General features: G+C 64.5%; 5 protein-coding genes and 1 tRNA gene. All 6 read left to right on the plus strand.

The genetic code is table 11. The features are described from left to right. The first annotated feature begins 91 nt into the window (after positions 1–91). The 6 genes from HKD28_RS02885 (at position 92) to HKD28_RS02910 (ending at position 6,648) form a co-directional block, all read left to right on the plus strand. On the plus strand, positions 92–1,087 hold the full coding sequence (locus tag HKD28_RS02885; protein ID WP_194266765.1) for an OmpA family protein: 996 nt from the start codon (positions 92–94) through the stop codon (positions 1,085–1,087). 123 nt (positions 1,088–1,210) lie between these two features. Then, positions 1,211–2,437 (plus strand): LL-diaminopimelate aminotransferase, encoded by a 1,227-nt coding sequence (locus HKD28_RS02890; RefSeq protein ID WP_099286197.1) that lies wholly within the window; start codon positions 1,211–1,213, stop codon positions 2,435–2,437. Further along, complete coding sequence (locus HKD28_RS02895; RefSeq protein ID WP_194266766.1) at positions 2,434–3,723, plus strand: homoserine dehydrogenase; 1,290 nt, start codon at positions 2,434–2,436, stop codon at positions 3,721–3,723. Before HKD28_RS02890 ends, HKD28_RS02895 begins: the two co-directional genes overlap by 4 nt. After that, positions 3,720–4,721, plus strand: coding sequence for a class II fructose-bisphosphatase (glpX, locus tag HKD28_RS02900; protein ID WP_194261782.1), 1,002 nt, complete (start codon positions 3,720–3,722; stop codon positions 4,719–4,721). Before HKD28_RS02895 ends, glpX begins: the two co-directional genes overlap by 4 nt. A gap of 10 nt (positions 4,722–4,731) precedes the next feature. Next, a complete protein-coding gene (gene recJ, locus HKD28_RS02905; RefSeq protein WP_194266767.1) occupies positions 4,732–6,531 on the plus strand; it encodes a single-stranded-DNA-specific exonuclease RecJ in 1,800 nt (599 codons plus the stop codon). A 41-nt stretch (positions 6,532–6,572) separates the two neighbouring features. Further along, positions 6,573–6,648: transfer RNA gene (locus HKD28_RS02910), tRNA-Glu, on the plus strand. Positions 6,649–6,811: the final 163 nt, after the last annotated feature.

Consider the following 6,811-nt stretch of genomic DNA (forward strand, 5'->3'; position numbering starts at 1 on the left):
TCCCCGTTCCGAACGGCTAGTGTCCGCCATATTTCGACATTCCAAAGACGGCAGGAACGGCACAGTGGCCCCAGGGATCAGCAGGCAGCCCATGACAGCGGCAACACGCAGAACTGCGGGAAAAATCCCGTTTCTCCTGCTGATGACCGCGCCACTTCTGACGGCCTGCCAGCATCGGGACATGACCGACACCGTCACCGGCTGGTGGCATGGCTTCGAAGGCGGTGAAATCGCAAAATTGCGCGCGCCTCCGCCGGGGGAAAACCTGCCTTACCCCCATGTCGGCCGCACGCCCACGCAGGCACCGAACCTCCCGACCCCGGAAGCCCGCCTGTCGCTGACGACCCGCCTTGAGGCGCAGCGCAACCTCGCCCAGCGCGAAAGTGCTGCTCAGGGCGCTCTGCCGACCATCCCGCCGCCGCCCAAACCTACACCGGCGGCCGTGACGACCGCCAACGCCGAACAGAGCGGCATGACCATGACAACCGTTGGCCAGCCGGAGCCCGAAAGCCCGTCGGCCATCAACCCGGCACCCGACACACCCTCCACGGCCTCTCCTGCGCCAGCTCAGGCTCCGGCAAAGAAGCCCCCTGTTCAGGCACAGCCCCCCGCCCCGGAAGCCGAACTTCCTCCCGTGGTGGCCAAATCCATCCCGCCAACCCCTCCGGGCGAATTTCCGAAAATCGGAGACCTCCCGCCCCCACCGCCGCAGTTTCCGGGGTTCGACCTCCCGCGTGACGCCCTACTGAGCGATCCCGTCCAGCCGGATATCGACACCTCAACACCAGAAGGCACCCTGATCCGCTTTCAGCCCGCCACCGACCACGTCATGGGCAACCCTCAGGGCGATTACCAGCATATCGTCTCACAGCGCGGCAACCGCCCCCTGACCATCCGGGGCTTCGGCGCTTTCATGAGCGCGGACGCCGCTCTTGCCCCTGCGGATCAGAACCGGGAAATCGCCCTCGGCCTGCTCCGCGCCCGCGTGGTTGCACGCGCCCTGATCGAACGCGGCGTCCCGGCCTCGGCCATCATCCTCAAGGCCGAGGCCATCGGCGACGGCGTGCGCGTCACGATCGGAGGCTAACAGGGGGCTGAACCGAGAGGCCGAAAGACACATTGTGAGATCTGTCACAGTCAGACTGTTCCACTCCTGAAAAAACCTGTCTATCGTCGCCTCTCCCTTTCACCCTCTGCCCCAGAGCTGGTCATGACCGAAGAGTTCCACCGCATCCGCCGCCTGCCGCCCTACGTGTTCGCTGAAGTGAACAAGGCCAAGGCCGCCGCGCGAGCCGCCGGTGACGACATCATTGATCTGGGCATGGGCAACCCCGACAGCGCACCACCCGCGCATGTCGTGCAGAAACTGATCGAGACGGTCGGCAATCCGCGCGCGCATGGCTATTCCGTCAGCCGCGGCATTCCGGGCTTACGCAAAGCCATGGCGAACTATTACGAACGCCGCTTCAACGTCTCGCTGGACCCGGAAACCGAGGTCATCGCAACGCTGGGCTCCAAGGAAGGGCTGGCGAACCTCTCCGCCGCCATCACGAGCCCCGGCGACACGATCCTCGTCCCGAACCCGTCCTACCCGATCCATCAGTTCGGCTTCATCATCGCCGGAGCCTCCGTCCGCTCGATCCCGGCCACGCCGGACGAGGACATGCTCCGCGCTCTGGACCGCGCCGTCCGCCATTCGGTGCCCAAGCCGACGGCGCTGATCGTCAACTTCCCGTCCAACCCAACGGCCTTCGTTGCGAACCTCGATTTCTACAAGGAGCTTGTGGCCTTCGCGCGCCGGGAAAACATCTGGATCCTGTCCGATCTGGCTTACGCGGAAATCTATTTCAACGAGAACGAACCGCCGCCGTCCCTCCTCGCCGTTCCGGGTGCCAAGGACGTGGCCGTCGAGTTCACGTCCATGTCCAAGACCTACTCCATGGCGGGCTGGCGCATGGGTTTCGCGGTCGGCAATCCGAAGCTGATTCAGGCCCTGACACGCATCAAATCCTATCTGGACTATGGCGCCTTCACGCCCATTCAGGTCGCCTCCGTCGCCGCACTGAACGGCCCGCAGGACTATGTTTCGGAAATCCGCGCCATGTACAAAGACCGCCGGGATGTTCTCCTGCGTGGCCTTCAGAGCGCCGGATGGGACGTACCCGTGCCCGCAGGCTCAATGTTCGCCTGGGCCCCCATTCCCCCCGCCTTCGCCGAAATGGGCAGCGTCGCCTTCTCCAAACTCCTGCTCAAGGAAGCCGGGGTTGCGGTTGCACCCGGCCTCGGATTCGGGGAATACGGCGAGGGCTTTGTCCGGATCGGACTTGTCGAAAACACCCAGCGGCTGCGTCAGGCGACGCGGGCCATCAAGAGCTTCATGACCCGGCACGGCGCCGGGGCCGGAACCGCTGACCTTCTTGGAGCTGCATCATCGTGAAACCACTGCGGATCGGACTGGCTGGACTTGGAACTGTCGGGATCGGTGTCATTCGTCTCCTGCGTGAGAACGCTGACCTGATTACCGCCCGGGCCGGTCGGCCGATCGAAGTCGTGGCCATCACGGCCCGTGACCGCACGCGCGACCGTGGCGCCGACCTGTCCGCCATGCGCTGGCACGGCAGTGCCACCGCCGTGGCGCAGGACCCGGAGATCGACGTCGCCGTCGAGCTCATCGGCGGCTCCGAAGGTCCGGCGCATGACATGGTCCGCACCGCGCTCGAACGCGGGCTGCCGGTCGTGACCGCCAACAAGGCCCTCGTGGCCCTGCATGGCGACAGCCTCAGCCACCTGTCTTCGGAAAAGAACGCCCCCCTCCTGTTCGAGGCGGCTGTGGCGGGCGGCATTCCCGCCATCAAGCTCGTGCGCGAAGGTCTGGCCGCAGACCGCCTCCTCAGCGTCGGCGGCATCCTGAACGGGACCTGCAACTACATCCTGACTGAAATGCGCGCCACAGGCCGGGACTTCACGGACGTCCTGACCGAAGCGCAGGCCAAGGGCTATGCCGAAGCCGAACCCTCCACGGATGTGGATGGCTGGGACACGGCCCACAAACTCGCCATTCTGGCCGGTCTCGCCTTCCGCCCCATCGCGTTCAAGACGCTCTCCGTTCAGGGTATCCGCGACATCACCGCGACCGATCTGAAGTTCGCCGACGAACTCGGATACCGCATCAAGCTCCTCGGCATGGCCCGGCAGGCTGAAAACGGCAGCGTCGCAGCATGGGTCCGGCCCTGCCTCGTTCCTACCAAAGCCCCCATCGCCGCCGTCGATGGCGTGTTCAACGCCGTCTCCACGCAGGGAGTCTTCAGCGGTCCAATGACCATCTCCGGTCGTGGCGCGGGCGAAGGCCCGACCGCCAGCGCCGTCGTCGCCGATCTGATCGATCTGGCGCGGGGAACCGCCATTCCGGTGTGGGGCACAGCTTCCGTTTCACCCGCTGCCGACTGCGCCAGTCTCGCTGATTTGAACAGCGCTTTCTATTTACGTCTAAACGTTCAGGACCGTCCGGGCGTAATGGCAGAGCTGACATCGGTTCTCCGGGACCACGATGTCTCCGTTCACTTTGTTTCCCAGCATGATGCTGCAACCGGATGCGCCGACCTGACAATCATCACCCATCAGGTTCCTGAAAAAGCCATTCATGCAGCCGCAACAGCACTCGCCGTCCTTCCTGTCGTGACCGGAAAGCCGCTTGTGCTCAAAATCGAGGATCCCCTTGCGTGATCGACCCTCAGAACATCCCCCCCTATCGCGTCACTGACCGCAACCTTGCCCTTGAGCTCGTCCGCGTGACGGAAGCGGCCGCAATCGCTTCCGCACACTGGACCGGTCGCGGCCAGAAGAACGAGGCGGACGGCGCAGCCGTACAGGCCATGCGCGCCGCCTTCGACACCGTCGCCATCGACGGCATCGTCACCATCGGCGAAGGCGAGATGGACGAAGCCCCGATGCTCTATATCGGCGAGAAAGTCGGCTCCGGCGGCCCTGCGATGGACATCGCGGTCGATCCGCTCGAAGGCACGAATCTCTGCGCCAAGAGCCTGCCGAACGCCCTGACGGTCGTGGCGTTGGCCGAGCGCGGCAAGTTTCTCCACGCGCCTGACATCTACATGGAAAAAATCGTCGTCGGCCCGGACCTTCCGGAAGGCGTGGTGGATCTGGACGCCTCGATTGGCAACAATCTCCGCTCGCTGGCCAAGGCCAAAAAGCGTAACGTGTCGGACATGGTCCTGTGCGCGCTTGACCGTGAAAGACATGAAGAGCTGATCGCCTATGCCCGCGAAGCCGGTGCCCGCGTCATGCTCCTCAGCGACGGCGACGTCGCAGCCGCCATCGCAACCTGCGTGGACGGCGGCGGTGTGGATCTGTACGCCGGTTCCGGTGGCGCGCCCGAAGGCGTTCTGGCCGCCGCAGCCATCCGCTGTATGGAAGGCCAGATGCAGGGCCGCCTCCTGTTCGAAGACGACACCCAGCGTCAGCGCGCCCGCGAAATGGCGAACGGCCTCGACCCGGCCCGCAAGCTCTACCTGCACGATATGGCCGCCGGCAACGTCCTGTTCTCCGCAACAGGCGTCACGTCCGGCCCGCTCCTGAAGGGCGTGGAACGTCCGAGCGCGACCCGTGCCCGCACGCATTCCATCGTGATGCGTTCAAAATCCCGCACGGTGCGCTATATAGAGAGCCATCACAGCTTCAAACCACAGGCAGAACCCGCGTCCTGAACGGAGAACCATGCTCGCAGACGATACGGGCGCCGTCCTCGGCGTAACCCGAAGTGCAGGAAACCGCCGCTGGATCTGGCGCGATCCCAGACTGGCGGAAGCAGACAACCGGCTGGCTCTCGCTCTCGCCCAGCAGGCCAATATTCCTGAACTTCTGGCCCGTATCCTCTCGGCACGAGGCGTCGCACCCCACGACGCCTCTTCGTTTCTCAATCCCCGCCTGCGCGACGCCATGCCCGACCCCTCCTGCCTGCAGGACATGGACCGGGCCGCCGAACGTCTCGCACAGGCCGTCCGCAACCACGAGCATGTCGGCCTGTTCGGCGACTACGACGTGGACGGCGCCTGCGGCACAGCCCTCGTCTGCGACACGCTGCGCGAACTCGGCTGCACCGTCAGCACCCACATCCCCGACCGCCTGACCGAAGGCTACGGCCCCAACACCGCAGCCCTTGAGAACCTGCTGTCACAAGGTGCGACCCTGCTGGTCTGCATCGACTGCGGCACAGCTGCGATCGACATCCTCAACGGCCTGACAGACCGTGCCGACATTATCGTTCTCGACCATCACAAACCCGACGGAGCCGCCCTGCCAAAAGGCATCGTGGTCAACCCGAACCGGCTGGACTGCGCGTCGGGCCTGAACAACATCTGCGCCACCGCCGTCGCCTTCCTCACCATGGTCGCCACGATCCGCCTCCTGCGCCGCACCAACTGGTTCGGCGACGGGCAGGCCATCCCCGACCTGCTCCAGCGCCTCGACCTCACGGCGCTGGCCACCATCTGCGACGTCATGCCCCTGACCGGCCTGAACCGCGCACTGGTCATGCAGGGTCTGCGCGTCATGTCACGCGGAGAGCGCCTCGGACTGGCCACGCTGTCTTCCGTCGCAGGCGTGAAGGAAGAAGCCAGCGCCATGGCCTGCGGCTTCGCCCTCGGCCCGCGAATCAATGCCGGAGGCCGCATCGCACAGGCGGATCTGGGCTTGAAACTCCTGCTGTCCGAAGACGTCGTGGAAGCCCGCGCCCTCGCGGAGCAACTCGATCGCGTCAACCGCCAGCGCCAGACCGTCGAATCCACAATCCTCGACTCCGCCATGGAACAGGCCCAGCAGCAGCTTGATGCGGGCCACGCCGTCATCTTTCTGCACGGTGAAAACTGGCACCCCGGTGTCGTCGGCATCGTCGCTGGCCGCCTGAAAGAGCGCTACAATCGCCCCGCCCTCGTCGCCGCCCTGACCGATGGCATCATCAAAGGCTCAGCCCGCTCGGTTCCCGGACTGGACCTCGGAACCGCCATCATCGCCGCCCGCCAGAACGGCCTCCTCCTCACAGGCGGCGGACACGCCATGGCCGCCGGGTTCTCCCTTGCCACAGACCGCGCCGAGGAGTTTCACGCCGCCCTGAACGCCCAGCTCTCCACGGCACTGGCGTTGCCCAAACAGGACGCGCTGAAACTCGACGGCATCATGACACTGGCCGGAGCCTCCATCGCCGTCGCCGATCAGCTCGCCCGACTGGAACCTTTCGGCCCCGGCAATGAAGAACCGGTCCTCGCCATCAGCAATGTCCGCTGCGTCAAAAGCGAACGGATCGGCAAAGACGGCAACACGCTCCGCGTCATCCTGCAGGGCGAGGACGGAAACACCCGCCTGCGGGGTTTGATCTTCCGTGCGGGCGACAAACCCTTCGCCCCCCTGCTGGAAGACCGCGCCATGCCCCTGCTTCATGTCGCAGGCACATTGCGCGCCGAAACATGGCAGGAGCGAAAAAATCTATCTTTTTTCATTTCCGACGCAACAGCCGCTTGACGCCCCCCGAAACCCCTTCTATACACCCGCTCACGCCTCCAGTCCCGTTCGTCTAGAGGCCTAGGACACTGCCCTTTCACGGCGGCAACACGGGTTCGAATCCCGTACGGGACACCAAATTTTTGGTAATGATATCAGCAGATTAAAGCTATATCGGGCGCCAGAGCTAAAAAATTAAGTAGCGATTTTGGACCAATTCTGGACCAATGACGATTCCGTCCCCTTTCGGAGTTCGTCTCATGGCCCGTATAAAGTCCGCCGAAAATGCTAAAGATCCCGC

This window comes from Gluconobacter cadivus, from assembly GCF_015244745.1.
Classification (GTDB): domain Bacteria; phylum Pseudomonadota; class Alphaproteobacteria; order Acetobacterales; family Acetobacteraceae; genus Gluconobacter; species Gluconobacter cadivus.

Bases quoted from the DNA above. Each gene is read 5' to 3' on its own strand.
- HKD28_RS02885 (WP_194266765.1), top strand. From the start codon at position 92: ATGACAGCGGCAACACGCAGAACTGCGGGAAAAATCCCGTTTCTCCTG.
- HKD28_RS02890 (WP_099286197.1), top strand. From the start codon at position 1,211: ATGACCGAAGAGTTCCACCGCATCCGCCGCCTGCCGCCCTACGTGTTC.
- recJ (WP_194266767.1), top strand. From the start codon at position 4,732: ATGCTCGCAGACGATACGGGCGCCGTCCTCGGCGTAACCCGAAGTGCA.